This window comes from Nostoc sp. (genome assembly GCF_036917455.1).
Lineage (GTDB): Bacteria > Cyanobacteriota > Cyanobacteriia > Cyanobacteriales > Nostocaceae > Nostoc.
The window spans coordinates 57,711-70,392 of the sequence record NZ_JBALDK010000219.1 but is presented as its reverse complement, the minus strand read 5'-3'; the positions used below and the strand labels follow the sequence as shown (position 1 = coordinate 70,392).

The following is a 12,682-nucleotide window of genomic DNA, read 5'->3' as shown; positions in this document are numbered from 1 at the left end:
AATTTAACGTTAGAAGGGCGATTAGAAACCGCGTCTATAAATTAATTACGAATTATGATGATACCTGTATGCCCCTACCCACGTCTATGTCTCTGTAGTAGGTATTTCTTTAATTCTGGTTACATCAACTTTGCTTAACCAAGTAACCAAGTCGCCTGAGTCAAGTGCTATCTCACTTCCTAATGTTTTGATATAAAGAAGTCCGTCACTAATAACTAAATCTCTAATTGGATACCATGAATCTCGTTTTCTAATCAGAAGTTCCAACGGAATTCCTAGTCTTGAAGTATACTTGCGATATTTCCACCAAGCTCGCCATAGAAGCACACATTTAGTACAATGCATCTCATAGCCTTTGGGAACTTCGCAGAATTGATACTGATAGAAACCCCGACTATCTACTTCTCCTTTGAGGAGATAACTATATTCTGCTAATACCTGATTTATCAATTCCCACTGGGATGATTTTGGAGAAATCGAGAATTCAGATAGTGTGTTAGATAGTTGGACGGTGGCAATCACACCTTCGCCTTTTGCTGTCAGTTGGTTAGTCTTATATACTGTTTGCGCTGTCAAAGCAGGATTTGACAACAAAACTTCTTTTTTATCGATAGAGTTTTGCACAAACTCTTGAATTAAATCTAGATTAGATAACATAAAATTTTTTATACTAAAATAACCAGTGTGATAAAAGCCACTACACTACTTAAATTAGTAACTACACTGGTTTTGCTCTTAAATCAGGATTATTACCAGCTTTATTTATACTCAATTCTTTGTTTAACTAGGGTTTTGTTGAGTTTTCTATTTATATGCTACTACTCAATATGCTGATTGACAAAATCACTGTTTTCAGCAGTGAAAGCGGCAAATTAAATTTTTACGCCTTCGAGAAAAGGTTGAAATACTGGAACTAATTCGGGACGACTGACAACAAGGGTGGGAAAAGAGCGATCGCTATAATCTTCTCCTGCTGACAACGGAAACGGTTCTGATTTAAGCGATAACCACGTTCCACCAGCAGCTTGGACAATCACCCAAGCCCCGGCTAAGTCCCAAACTTTTGGTGTCGCCTCAATACCACCCAGAGTAGCCCCAGTTGCAACCGTTAAAAAGTTATAACTAGCCACACCCAACATCCGAATTTTGCAAGGAAAGCCGTTTTTGATAGCTGCGGTACTACGAGAACAAAGGTTGAAAAAGTGATTATTGCTGGGACTATCTACACTGGTGTGGATGGGGTGGAGGTTGATAAATGCTCCTATTGGTGTTGCTAAACCAGATGAACCTGGCCAAAAACCATGAAAAGCTTGATTTAAGATTGGTGCGTAAACATACCCAAAAATGGGCGTGCCTCGATACAGTAAACCCAGAGAAATTGTCCAGATGGGAATGCCGCGTGTAAAGTTGGTTGTACCATCGAGAGGATCGATTACCCAGCACCACTCAGTACCGGGAAATGACTGATCGCTCTCTTCGCTCAAAATACCGTAACCAGAGAAAGTCGAAGCGATCGCATCACGAATTTCCCGATCTGCCCATTTATCTGCTTGCGTCACCAAACTCCCATCAGCTTTTTGGTCAGCCTGTACCTGCCCAAAATCTTGCATTAACTGCTTGCCCACTCTGGTAGTAGTAGTTTGGGCAAAATCAAGAATTGTTGTCCAAAAATCATTCATTGGTTAATTGTCATTTGTCATTTGCCCCATGCCCCATGCACAATACAGTTTAATCTAAATCGCTTTCCAAAACTGAAGCGATCGCAAGCTTTGTACTTGTTTGAAATTCTGTGATATTTACCCGACTCAGAAACCAAATCGACAGCACCATTCCCACGGCTTCTAGGACAAATACCAGTCCATAAGCTAACTCTAGGCTTGGTAGCAGCTTGCGTCCAATATCCAAGACTGTACCTCCGATTACTACCGCTATTCCTCTAGAGATGGACTGCGCTAATCCCCATGCCCCAATAAACGTACCTGCGGCTTCTGCTGCGGTGAGATCCAACATTAAGCTAATTGCTGCCGTTGTTAAAAAACCCGTAGCTAAACCAAATAAGACCAAAGCTAGTTTGAGAACTGCTGGATTAGCTGTGAATCCTGATATACCCAGCAAGATCGCACAGAATGCTACTAACATACAGCCTAGACGTGCAGTTCTACGCTTACCCAAACGCGGGACAATGTAAAAACCCGTAACCCCGTAGGCAATCAGTAGACCAGTTCCGTAAAAAACATTTAATTTGGTACTTTCCGCTAGCGGCATTTTAAACACTTGACCCGCATAAGGTTCCAAAATTGGGTCTTGCATAAACAGACTGATAGTCATCACCAATAAAAAGGTGAAAAATATACCTGTTTGTGGGCTAGCTGTCAATATTTTCCAAGCATTCCCTAGAGTAATGCTATCTTCCCGGTTCACTAGTGTGGAACGGGTTGAGTATTGGGAGTACTTTTTTTCTACGCCTAATGTAGCTGCGATCGCTAAACCAAATACAATTGCTGGGACGATAGTAAATAACCTGGTGATAGATGCCTGCAAAGTTTCTAAGGTTGCTTCTGGCGTTAACTGTTTCAGCAAACTGGCACTGATGATTGCCCCAACAATAATCCCCACCATTAGCATCGACCAAACTACACCAACTACTTTGGAACGGTTATCTTCTTCAGATATATCCACTAATAAAGCAGCAAAGGCAGTACCACTAGCAGAAATTCCTAGACCGTAGATAGCGAAAACCAAAGCTAAAAGTGCTGTCCAGCCGGTTGTTTGGGTTGTCCATGTCCAACCACCTGCACTAGTAGCGGCAAGATTTAGTTGCCATATTACTTGTATAGCTAAAAATGCTGCGATCGCAAATATTGCCGCGCCCACCCAAACATAAGCTGTGCGGTGGTATCCCCATAACGGCTTGGCATCGGAAATCTGCCCGAACCAGACACGAGAAGGAGCAACAAATAAAGGCAATGCTAAAACTACTGATACCAGCGTCGCCGGAATTGCTATTTCTTGAATCATGACTCTGTTGAGTACGCCCAGAGTCAAAATGGACATCATGCTCAACCCCATTTGAAATAAACCCAGCCGAAACATGGTTAGCAGGTTTACCCTTGGCACAGATAGGGATTTTCTTTCGGTATCAAATACTTCACCGCTTGCCATAGCTACTTTTTCGTATAGTTTATAGGATTTAATCTCTCTTATTTAAATAAAGATAAACCCTACCCGCTCAAAATCAGCGAACGAAAAGTTGAAGTTGCGATCTGGCAAGAAATTATACACCTCAATTAAGGTATGCTTCAGCCAAGTTAGGATTAATTTTTAGGGCTTGGTTGTAATCTGCGATGTCTACGATGGGCTCCGCCTAAGCATAACAAGAGAATTTTAGGATGAAGTAGTGAAACGAGACTCCATTTACTATCAAATTTTTAAGCGCTTTCCTGCGTTACTCTTTGAACTGGTTGATAATCCTCCTCTGCAAGGGCAAAACTATCGATTTGAATCAGTTGAAGTCAAAGAAACCGCTTTTCGCATGGATGGTGTGTTTTTACCTCCAGAGAATGCAACATCCAGGGTAATCTTTTTTGCTGAAGTTCAATTCCAAAAGGATGAAGCTTTGTACCATCGGTTCTTTACCGAGTCGCTGATGTACCTGAACCGGAATCGTTCTCAGTACGATGATTGGTTCTGCGTGGTAATTTTTTCATCACGCTCTCTGGAACCAAGCGATCAAAAAACTCATCGAATATTTCTCAACAGCGACCAAGTGCAGCGAATCTATTTAGATGAGTTAGGCGCGACTAATCAGCAGCCAATAGGTATCAACTTGATGCAGTTGACTCTAGCATCAGATGAAGTGATGGCGGAGCAAGCAAAGCAATTAATTGAGCGAGTAAAATTAGAAGAAACGGACACACTGCCAAAAAACGAAATACTAGACATCATCACCACAATCGCCGTTTATAAGTTTTCTTCGTTGAGTAGAGAGGAAGTTGAAGCTATGCTAGGACTGACTTTGGAACAAACAAGGGTTTATCAAGAAGCGAAAGCCGAAGGTCGAGAAGAACGGGAAGCTGAAATGTTGAAACTTACCGTGCCTTTGTTACTAAAAACAGGGATGAGTGCGGATCAGATTGCTCAACACGTCAATGTTGATATAAAAGCTGTCCAGCTTGCCGCACAGCAAAACACATAGAATGGTCATTTCATATCTGGTGTCATATTTTTGGAAAATGAGGAGAGCTTGATTAAAATCCTCAATTGCCCTTTTACGGTTTTCAGAGCGATCGCACCAAAATATGAGCGATTAAGATGCTCATGACTTCATCGAAGTTGAGACTTGGTAGCAGGGGACTTCAGTCTCTAAGGTTTGCATACCCTTTCTACACTCCCCAAAAACACCCTAAATATCTCAGCGTAGTCAGGCTTATCATTCACTCCCCTCACAACTTCCATTTCATCTCATTTAATAAGTTTGGCTTAATTGGCATGGGGATAGATCCGTTCAGATTCAGTAGACAAGATTCTGTAGGCTGAGTTTATAGAATCGTGTATTGAGGGTGAAAGATGGAATCAGGAGGTTCAATTTTCACCGAGCATTTAGGACTGTTATACAATATATAAATCTGCTTACTATCAAACAGATGTTATCTAAATTAAGAGTTGAGCACTACAAAAGCCTCTTCAATACTGAAGTAGCTTTAGAACCATTAACCGTATTTATTGGGCCTAATGGTTCTGGAAAGTCGAATATTTGTGAAGCTTTGGCTGTATTGTCTAATTTCCTTCAAAGACTTCTAGATAATACAAGTGGTAATTACATAATAGACTTTTTTGCAGAGTCTTTAAAGACTGTAAGCAAGAACCAGCCAAGCATTGAATCTAAATTCTGGCATGGAAAGCTAGATTATTTTGTGTTTGAGGTCAGTACCCTTACTACAACGGAAAGCATTCATTTTGAAAAAGCTAAAAACTTTTTAGACCTATCAGTTCATCTTGATTATCCTCAGCGAAAAGTTTGTTTAAGAAATATTGAAAAGACTCGCAGTCAAACAAATAACTATACAACTGAGCTAAGAGAATTTCTGGTTTCTAATGAATACTCAGATTCTCCGCTTGCAGATAAAAGTTAGTATTTATGATTTTGCCCCAGTTGATCTGTCTAGTAAAACCGCATCAACTGGTAGTATGGGCAGGACTGGACAAGGAATTACCTATGCTCTAGTTGATATTTTGCACGCTAATCGTAAAAGTTTTGACGAATTAGAGGAGCGTTTAACGCGGCTCGTTCCTAATATAAAAAGAATTGTATTGCCCCGTGGAGACAATCAAACCTTTTTACTGGAATTAATTGATAGATATTCAGAACATCATATTCCTGCTTATGACATCTCAGATGGAACACTTAGAATCCTAGCTTTTCTAACCGCACTTTATCAAGAGAACACTCCAAGTATCGTTTGCTTTGAGGAAATAGAGAATGGAGTTCATCCTTGGCTGCTGCACAAAATGATAGAGCTATTAAAAATTATCTCGACAGAAGGAATTACTGGTAAGCCTGTTCAAGTGTTAATCACAACTCATTCTCCTGTACTACTAAATTATATTGAACCTCACCAAGTACGTGCCGTTGAGCTAGATAACGAAGGTAAAACTCAAGTCCATACTTTACCCACAGATTCTATGCGTTTTCAGAAAGCACTGGAAGCTTATGATGGAGAGTTAGGTAGGCAGAACTGGGAGCAAGTATTCCGTATATAAAACCAGAAGACGGTGGAAAGGTTATTGAAAGAAATAATGAAGGAGCACTTCATACCTTAATTAGGCGAGAACTTAAAACTGCTGGATTACCTGATTGTAATTTTGTACAGAGACACCCATCAAGCAGTGAAAGTAAATGTTTTAAACGAAGAACTGGACATTCAGTCTTAGATCCAAAATATTTAGCACAGGTAGTTATCTCTTGGAAACCAGAGGAGGTAGACATGATCCTCATTGTGGTTGATGCAGATGATAATTTATCTCAACGGCAGCGGGATTTAGAGCGTGCTTTGAATAAAATTTGTGACAATCATTTAGATGTCAACGAGCAACCAATCAATAATCGTAGTGCAGGAGGTTTAGCGATTAGAAATTTTGAGACGTGGTTGCTGGCTGATACTCAAACTGTTTCAAAGATTTTAGGTGTAGAGCTTGAACAATTTGAATGTTTAGAGGATTTATACGCTACAAAAGATATTTTAGAGAAAGCGATTGCAGAATCAACTTATCTCTCTGAAGAAAGTAGCAATCAACGTCCGCTTCAAATTCGATGGAACTTAGCTTATCAGATTAATTTAGCTATTATCAAAACTTCCTGTCCTAATGGATATGCTGCTTTTGCACTATATTTAATTACTACTGCAAAGGTGGGTGCTGAATTTAATAGTAATGACGCACCAGATTCTTGATTTTTTGACTGTGCCAGTCCTGAAGTGCTATGTGTTTTATGTTTGATTTATAGCTAGTTCCGGCGAAGTTCTGACGATCGCGTTACGAAGATACTGCATCAACTATTCAGGGTTATTCTACAGGATAGGCTTCAAAAACTGCCAATTAATAAAGTTCTGAGACTATGGTATTGCGCTGTAATTTTATCGAACGCAATCAAGCCACATTAAAATATCAATGTAGAATTGTGGTTTTAACTACGCTATTGCATTGAATTAGTAAGATAAACTTGGCTTATGTATGTCCTCAAAATACCTACCTTCATCTAGTAAAAAAATAGGCATAAGCAATGAACAAAGAAGTAGTCAAAGTAATATTATGGGAAGAAAATCAAAAAGATTTTCTCAAAAAGTTCTACGATCTCCAATTTACTCCCAGAGTAGGAGAAGAAGTTTACCTAAAAAAGGAGAGATGGAAAGTAACCAGAGTTGAGCATGATTTAGAAATTAGTGAGATTAATGTCTACATGGAATTAATCAAAAAAGCCAAGCAGGAGAAATCATCTCATTCATAAATAAAATTAAATACACTCAACTATCAGAAAAGGGAGGTTATTAGCCTCCCTCAATTCTTAAGTTGTGTAGTAGCTTATTATTAAATAGGAGCGCAAAATTAAAAATAAAGGTAATGCTGTTCGTTAAATTTAGCTGCGTAACAGCTTACTGTCGTTACTGAAATAGAATTTTGAGAGGTTGGCGATCGCACCCCAGCAAGTACAATGAGGGTAGAACATGACGCTAGTGTTTGGACGTTGGATTACAGAGATTTTAGTTGGTTCAAGAGTCTGGAATGATGGACACCACGATCGTTACACAGGTCAGTTGAAACATTTCAGCTTGAGCTATGGTGTCCGATGCCCCACACCTAATTTTGTCTATAACGATAGACTATAAAAGTAAAGAAATGTAAATAAACTAAATTTTGCAACCGTGGAAAATATCACATTGGGGCAAAATGGCCCAGTTGTTACGCCCTTGTGCATCGGCACTTGGGCCTGGGGTGATAAACTATTTTGGAATTATGGCAATGCCTACGGCCCAGAACAGTTACAGGAAGCCTTTACAGCAGCCTTAGAAGCTGGTATCACCTTCTTTGATACCGCCGAAATCTACGGAATGGGACTATCAGAGAAATTTTTGGGGCAATTTCTCCAACAGACACAACAACCTGTACAAATTGCCACAAAATTTGGCCCCGTACCGTGGCGATTTACAGCCCAATCCGTCTCTGATGCTTTAACAGCAAGCCTCAAACGCTTACAATTAGAGCGAATCGCGCTGTACCAAGTGCATTGGCCTTTTGCCTTCTTTTTAAGTCAAGAAACTTTGATGAATGCCCTAGCAGATGAAGTGAAGCGGGGCAGAATTGCCGCAGTTGGTGTAAGTAATTACTCAGCAGAGCAAATGCGAGACGCGCATCAAATATTGGCGGCGCGTGGAGTGCCTTTGGCTGTGAATCAAGTGCGCTATTCTTTACTCAGTCGCCAAGTTGAAAGCAAAAGTATTATCACAACTGCCCGTGAGTTGGGTGTGACTATCTTGGCTTATAGTCCTCTAGCTCAGGGATTACTCACTGGAAAGTACAGCATTGATAGTATTGAAAGCCCAACTGGTGCGAGGAAAATAGACCCGCGATTTAAGAAAGAAGGTCTGCAAAAAATTGCCCCAGTTATATCTTTGCTACGCAATTTCGGGGAAAAATACGATCGCACCCCCGCCCAAGTTGCTCTCAACTGGTTAATTGCTCAGGGGAATGTTATTCCTATTGCTGGAGTAAAGACAGCCGAACAAGTGCGCCAGAATGCTGGTGCTTTGGGCTGGAAATTAAGCGACGATGAAGTTGCAGAGTTAGAACTAGTTAGTCGTCCTTGGCTGTAGTATTTTTGAACTACTCAAACACAGGAGGCCAAATTTCTGACACTACTAGCTCCCAACCTGGTAATAAGTCTGGTAGTGTCAGTTTATCGTTATCCTGCAAAACTATTGGTTCTTGGTTGAGTCGATAAACTGTAAGCGTCAATTTGTCAGGATCAATGAGGATACCAACTGTAGATCCGAGTTGTAAAAATAGCTGAATCTTTTCTACCAGTGGTTTGATCCGGTCTGACTTAGATTTTATCTCTACCATCAAGTCAGGTAGGAGTTCTACAAAGTCGCGCTTGCTTGTTTTCAGTCTATCAGCACGAACAAAAGACACATCGGGAGCGCGGAGATTTCGTTTTTCGTTATTAGCTTCTTTCCCGTTCTCAGTTTCTAATGTAGGCAAAATAAAACCAGCGCTAGAACCAGTTACCCGTCCTAGCTTCTGTGGGCGTACCCAATTAGCCAGTTGCCGCGCAAACTCTATGCCTATTTCCTCTGACTCATAATCTGATGGCCCCATAACAACTATATTTCCATCTACCAACTCCATTTGCAATTCTGGATGCTCTGCTTGTAATTGCTCTAAGTCTGGAATAGTGAACATAAGACCACTAAGAATGCATCTTTAAATTTATCTTCCTACAAACTGGCAGAAAAAGTTACCTAAAAAGCCAAAAAGTCAAGAGCCAAAGTCAAAATCTTGACTCTTAACTCTCAACTCTCCAATTTTAGGTTTGGATTTTGGATTGAAGAAAAAATCTAAAAATCTAAAATCCAAAATTGATTAACTTCTAACTGTTGACTAAGAAGCTGATTCTCTAGCTGTAGGTGAACCTATCTTTTTACTAGGGGATGCAGAAGACTCTTGCCCACTTGTCCGCAGTTTTGGTTTGGGAGAAGAATGTCTTTCTTCGTTGCTATCTGATTTCCACGCAGAACGGGGGCGATCGCTAGAAGATTCACGACGCTTGCCAAGTCTTGGTTTGGGAGCAGAAGATTCCTCTTGAGGAATTTCCACGTCTGAACTCAACCAAGCAGGACGAGTTTGATCGTAAGCAATTTGCAGTGCTGCTGCGGCGATCGCTTGAGCATCGTATTCTTCAATCAGTTCGCTGACAATTGGCAAGAATGAAGCCAAACGCTCGCCTGTCAAAGCTTCGCGCACTTGTTCTTGCAGTTTCATGATGTGCCGCGCTTCAATTTGGGCGCGTGTTGGAATCGACAGCAATTGCCAGCTTTGGCGGTTATGACGTTCAAATGTTTGCTGTTTGCGCCGCTCAAATGGTTGTACTAGAGAGATTGCTGTTCCTTCTTTACCAGCACGACCAGTCCGACCAATACGGTGAACGTAGGTTTCTACGCTATCAGGTAAGTCGAAATTGATTACGTGGGAGAGTTGATCGACATCTAACCCCCGTGCTGCAATATCAGTTGCTACCACCCAACGCACTTGACGGTTACGGAATCTGATCAATAAACGTTCCCGCGCTTGTTGTGACAAGTCACCGTGGTATTCATCTACACTATGACCAGCCCCTTGTAACTGACTGGTGAGTTCTGCGGCGGTGCGTCTGGTACGAACAAAGATTAAAGCTGTTTCTGGATCTTCCATTTCCAAAATCGGCTGTAATGCTTTGGCTTTTGTCCAGTGGCGGGGGATCAAGTAAGCTACTTGATTAATCTTGTTGGGAGCGGCTTTTGGCTGCTCAACGGTGACAGTTGCAGGCGTTCGCAAGAACTTGTTCACCAGCATCCGAATCGATGGGGGCATTGTTGCCGAGAATAAGGCTGTTTGGCGATCTACGGGCGCTTGCGAGAGGATTTTGATTACATCGTCGATAAAGCCCATGCTCAACATTTCATCGGCTTCATCCAACACAAACCACTTCACTTGATCGAGCTTTAAACAACCGCGATCGAGTAAATCGATCACTCGTCCGGGAGTACCCACGACCATGTGAACGCCACGTCTGAGTTGTAACATTTGGCGGTCAATTGATTGACCACCATAGATTGCTAACACTCGCAATCCTTCATCGCCGATGAATTGAGCGATCGCATCGTGAACCTGCATTGCTAATTCACGAGTTGGTGTTAAAACTATGGCTTGTACGGCTTTTTGATTAATATCTAGCCGTTCTAAAATAGGCAGTGAAAATGCTGCCGTTTTGCCTGTTCCAGTTTGAGATTGACCGACTACATCACGACCACCTAACAATTGGGGAATTGCTTGGATTTGAATGTTAGTTGGTTCGGTAAAACCGATTTTTTCTAATTGTGCAACACGTTCTTGAGAAATACCTAATTCTTGGAATGAAAGAGTCATTAATTCGTCCTAAATTTTATGTAAGGATTTTGGATTAGTCATTTAGTCATTAGTCATTAGTCATTAGTCATTAGTCATTAGTTATTAGTAAGCCAAGGGTGATAGCGTAGCCTCAACTCTTGGAGAGGTTATGCTAGCAAGTCCGCGAGCGTTTCAGGTAAACCCTCATAAAAACTGCCATTAATGCAGCATTGACATCAAAAATAAGGGCTAATCTGTAAGGGTCATTTAACAAAGGACAAAAGACAAAAGACAAAGGACAATTTAGTTATTGACTACTTGACCGTAGAGGTCGTATGTATCAGCGTGGTGAATCGCTACTGGCACGATGGTTCCTAATTTTGCCTGGCCTTTGACATACACCAGACCATCAACCTCTGGGGAAAATCTACCTGAACGACCTATTAGTTCACCACTTTCAGGATTTTCTTGCTCAATCAGGACATCGACTATTTTGCCTACTTCCTGCTGATTTTTCTTTTGAGAAATCGGTTGCTGGAGTTCCATCAGTTGGTATCGGCGATCGTCCATCACTTCTTGGGCCAACTGATTTGGTAGCTTGTAAGCTGGGGTTCCTTCCTCAGAGGAAAAGGTGAAGACACCAACATGATCGAATTCATGCCGCCCGACGAACTCTAGTAGATGCTCAAAATGCTCTTGTGTTTCTCCTGGGAAACCAACAATAAATGTTGTCCGCAATACGGCTGTTGGTAGCGCCGTTTTGATGCGATCTATAATCCCATCATTTACGCGCCCTTGCCAAGGACGATTCATGGCGCGGAGAATATCTGGATGAGAATGTTGTAAGGGCAAATCCAGATAAGGCAAGACGTTTGGTGTTTCTTGAATCGCCGCGATCGCATCTGGGGTCAGTCCCGTGGGATAAGCGTAGTGCATTCTGATCCACGGTATATCTACTTTCCCCAAAGCGCGAAGTAATTCGGCTAATTTTGGCTTACCGTAAATATCCAAACCGTAATTAGTGGTGATTTGGGAAATTAAAATAATCTCCTTTACCCCTTGACTAACTAACTGCTCCGCTTCGGCGACTATAGATTCAATAGTACGCGATCGCTGGTTCCCTCGAAGATGAGGAATTATACAAAATGCACAACAATAATCACATCCTTCCGCAATGCGGAGGTAAGCTACGCCTTCAGTTGTAGTGCGATAGCGCGGTGTAGTTTCGTCGGCGATGTAGGTTGGCTCAATACTAACCTGTTTGACCCGTTCGCCAAGTTCAACACGCTCAATTACATTAACAATTTTGTGATAATCGCCTGTACCAACCACCGCCACTGCTTCGGGCAACTCCTCCAAAAGTTGTTCTTGGAAGTGTTGCGCCATACAGCCAGTGATTACGATCTTTTTATTTGCCTCTGCCAGTTCTACCAGAGTTCTGACAGATTCTTGCCGGGCTGCTTCAATAAAACTACAGGTATTAACAATAACGTAATCTGCTAATTCTTCATTTGTATCTACACCGTAGCCTGCTTCTACGAGCATTCCCAGCATGTGTTCTGTATCAATTCGATTTTTCTCGCAGCCCAGGTGAGAAATGGCAATTGTTGGCTTGTCACCCATATTTTGAAAATATCTTCATTTTTTTCTTCTTGTTGTCAAACATTCCGGCGCTAACTTTGCTTTTTTGCTATCAGCATCTTCATGAAAACACTACAGTGGCAAATCCCCACTGTTAGTAACTGGACGTGGACTCATAACTCTATCAATAAATAAAAATAGAGGTCATGTTATGATATTCCTATCAATCTGTTCCCCAGGGTAAATTGAAGTGTCTTTGGGTACATTTGACACTTGTAATCTTTTTTAACAATTCGCCTATTGGTATTTTACATTACCACAGCGTATGCGTTGTTAATCTACCCATCGGGAAGCCGCCCAAAGGGCTTGTTGTGAGAAGTCGCTACCCTCAGGGAAATCGACGAAAGCGACTACGCTTGATAAAGCAGTAATGTTAACCTGGCGATTGGCAAGTCCTGCGACT

At 41.5% G+C, this 12,682-nt stretch carries 13 protein-coding genes; 7 read left to right on the top strand and 6 right to left on the bottom strand.

Annotation, left to right across the window (positions count from 1 at the left end):
• Positions 1-84: 84 nt before the first annotated feature.
• From V7K42_RS24215 to V7K42_RS24205, 3 genes are all read right to left on the bottom strand, one after another.
• On the bottom strand, positions 85-657 hold the full coding sequence (locus V7K42_RS24215; RefSeq protein WP_334919815.1) for a hypothetical protein: 573 nt from the start codon (positions 655-657) through the stop codon (positions 85-87).
• A gap of 215 nt (positions 658-872) precedes the next feature.
• Complete coding sequence (locus V7K42_RS24210; protein ID WP_334919814.1) at positions 873-1,679, bottom strand: inositol monophosphatase family protein; 807 nt, start codon at positions 1,677-1,679, stop codon at positions 873-875.
• Positions 1,680-1,728: 49 nt separating this feature from the next.
• On the bottom strand, positions 1,729-3,162 hold the full coding sequence (locus V7K42_RS24205) for a BCD family MFS transporter (RefSeq protein ID WP_334919813.1): 1,434 nt from the start codon (positions 3,160-3,162) through the stop codon (positions 1,729-1,731).
• A 235-nt stretch (positions 3,163-3,397) separates the two neighbouring features.
• Between V7K42_RS24205 and V7K42_RS24200 the strand changes: the two genes are divergently transcribed.
• The 7 genes from V7K42_RS24200 to V7K42_RS24170 all read left to right on the top strand — a co-directional run bounded on the left by V7K42_RS24200 (position 3,398) and on the right by V7K42_RS24170 (position 8,366).
• Positions 3,398-4,195 carry an Rpn family recombination-promoting nuclease/putative transposase gene (locus V7K42_RS24200; RefSeq protein WP_334919812.1) on the top strand — a complete coding sequence of 266 codons (798 nt, stop codon included), beginning with the start codon at positions 3,398-3,400 and terminating at the stop codon, positions 4,193-4,195.
• 448 nt (positions 4,196-4,643) lie between these two features.
• A complete protein-coding gene (locus V7K42_RS24195; RefSeq protein WP_334919811.1) occupies positions 4,644-5,132 on the top strand; it encodes an AAA family ATPase in 489 nt (162 codons plus the stop codon).
• Positions 5,095-5,760 (top strand): AAA family ATPase, encoded by a 666-nt coding sequence (locus V7K42_RS24190; RefSeq protein ID WP_334919810.1) that lies wholly within the window; start codon positions 5,095-5,097, stop codon positions 5,758-5,760. Before V7K42_RS24195 ends, V7K42_RS24190 begins: the two co-directional genes overlap by 38 nt.
• Positions 5,761-5,996: 236 nt before the next feature.
• A complete protein-coding gene (locus V7K42_RS24185) occupies positions 5,997-6,449 on the top strand; it encodes a hypothetical protein (RefSeq protein WP_334919809.1) in 453 nt (150 codons plus the stop codon).
• Positions 6,450-6,778: 329 nt separating this feature from the next.
• On the top strand, positions 6,779-7,003 hold the full coding sequence (locus V7K42_RS24180) for a hypothetical protein (RefSeq protein ID WP_334919808.1): 225 nt from the start codon (positions 6,779-6,781) through the stop codon (positions 7,001-7,003).
• A 217-nt stretch (positions 7,004-7,220) separates the two neighbouring features.
• The gene (locus V7K42_RS24175) at positions 7,221-7,382 is read left to right on the top strand and encodes a hypothetical protein (RefSeq protein ID WP_334919807.1); all 162 of its coding nucleotides are present in this window, start codon (positions 7,221-7,223) and stop codon (positions 7,380-7,382) included.
• A gap of 36 nt (positions 7,383-7,418) precedes the next feature.
• Positions 7,419-8,366 carry an aldo/keto reductase gene (locus V7K42_RS24170; RefSeq protein WP_334919806.1) on the top strand — a complete coding sequence of 316 codons (948 nt, stop codon included), beginning with the start codon at positions 7,419-7,421 and terminating at the stop codon, positions 8,364-8,366.
• Between the two features lie 10 nt (positions 8,367-8,376).
• Here V7K42_RS24170 and V7K42_RS24165 read toward each other — a convergent pair whose 3' ends face one another.
• The 3 genes from V7K42_RS24165 to rimO form a co-directional block, all read right to left on the bottom strand.
• Positions 8,377-8,955, bottom strand: a complete 579-nt coding sequence (locus tag V7K42_RS24165) for a Uma2 family endonuclease (protein ID WP_334919805.1) — start codon at positions 8,953-8,955, stop codon at positions 8,377-8,379.
• 198 nt (positions 8,956-9,153) lie between these two features.
• Entirely contained in the window at positions 9,154-10,677 is a 1,524-nt protein-coding gene (locus tag V7K42_RS24160) for a DEAD/DEAH box helicase (RefSeq protein ID WP_334919804.1), read from the bottom strand.
• A 264-nt stretch (positions 10,678-10,941) separates the two neighbouring features.
• A complete protein-coding gene (gene rimO / locus V7K42_RS24155) occupies positions 10,942-12,261 on the bottom strand; it encodes a 30S ribosomal protein S12 methylthiotransferase RimO (protein WP_334919803.1) in 1,320 nt (439 codons plus the stop codon).
• Between the last annotated feature and the right edge of the window lie 421 nt (positions 12,262-12,682).